This is a genomic window from Okeania sp. SIO2B9 (genome assembly GCF_010672505.1).
In the GTDB taxonomy this organism is placed as follows: Bacteria; Cyanobacteriota; Cyanobacteriia; order Cyanobacteriales; family Microcoleaceae; genus Okeania; species Okeania hirsuta.
On record NZ_JAAHGK010001640.1, the window covers coordinates 1 to 1375 of the forward strand.

General features: G+C 33.0%; 2 protein-coding genes. Both read right to left on the minus strand.

Annotated features, from left to right (window positions below; genetic code table 11):
* On the minus strand, window positions 1-399 hold a 399-nt coding region (locus F6K13_RS33320), incomplete at its 3' end, for a DNA cytosine methyltransferase (RefSeq protein WP_287289954.1).
* A gap of 72 nt (window positions 400-471) precedes the next feature.
* Window positions 472-1375 (minus strand): NB-ARC domain-containing protein (locus tag F6K13_RS33325; RefSeq protein ID WP_287289955.1); only part of this gene is annotated, 904 nt, incomplete at its 5' end.

Below are 1375 nucleotides of genomic sequence, written 5' to 3' on the forward strand. Positions count from 1 at the left end.
TAATTCCATCAGGTTGGGTACATTTTCCATAATTAATATTTCTGGCTCAAAAACTATAGCTACTCTGATTAATTCTCTAAAAAGATTATTTCTAGGGTCTTTAGGGTCTCCAGAATTTTTATTACAAATAGAATATCCTTGACAAGGGGGACTACCTATGACAATTTGCGGTTTATTATTACCCCAAATCGCTGCTATATCCCTATTAGTAATAGTCGTAATATCTTGATTGATGACAACAGCATCTGGATGATTATAAGCAAAAGTTTCTGATGCCCATTTATCTATTTCGATAGCACCAATAATTTGACAACCTGCCCACTTAAAACCAAGGCTAAATCCACCTGCACCGGAAAAAATATCTAATATTAATGGTTTCATAAATGATACTTTGAGCAAAACTTTTAGATAACACCTTGCGCACTAAAACTATGCTTTACTGGGATGAAATACACTGTGAAATATTATAACCTATTTATAATTGCTATATTGCTTAAATATAGGTTTAACCATAAATAATATCTGATTTTCTTCTGTGATTTTATCTATCAAATCTCGCTTTTCTAAAGATAGTAATGTTTGAAATAATTCTGGCGATGATAATTGGGATTTTTCTAATAGTTGGGAAACTGAAACAGATTTTTCTAGTTCGCTGAGTTGATATAGCAGTTGTTTTTCTAATTCAGACAAACGTTGAAAATGCTGCTTTAAAATATTGGTTAATTCATCGCATAAAAATAGTGGTTTATAACTTAAATATTGAGCTACACTCCCGCCAAATAAATTTTTAATTGTCTCTCCTACTAATTTTAACCATTGGGGATTACCTTGATAGAAATTTATCAATTCTTGCCATTTCTCTTCATCCAATAATCCTATATTTTTCAGCATCTCACGCGCCACCTTTTCAGTTAAACCATTTAACTGAAATAAACGTACTGCTGAGTCATTATCTGTAAAGTTGAAAATTTCTAAAGGTGGTTCCCAACTGTTAAGAAGAAAACAACTATTATGGGGTAATTCTCCGATAATTTTAAATAGGTTGCCATAGTTTTCATATCCTTGTTTATAGTTGCCGACAAGTTGCTGACTATTGAGTATTTTTTGTACGTCATCCAGAATTATTAAACATCGAATATCGCGCAATTTTTCGATGAGTATTGATAGTTGAGAATTGGTGTTATTGGGTAAGTCTTTTTCTGTTACGTTGGAGATAGTTTCAATTAAATTTTTGAGAGTTATGTTTAGGGGTGGAGATGTGCGGAGGGTGCGCCAGATGATGTGGTCGAAATTAGATTCTATTTCGGGGATAAGGTGACGAATAATTGTGCTTTTACCGATACCGCTTATTCCTGAGACAGTAATGAGACGACAG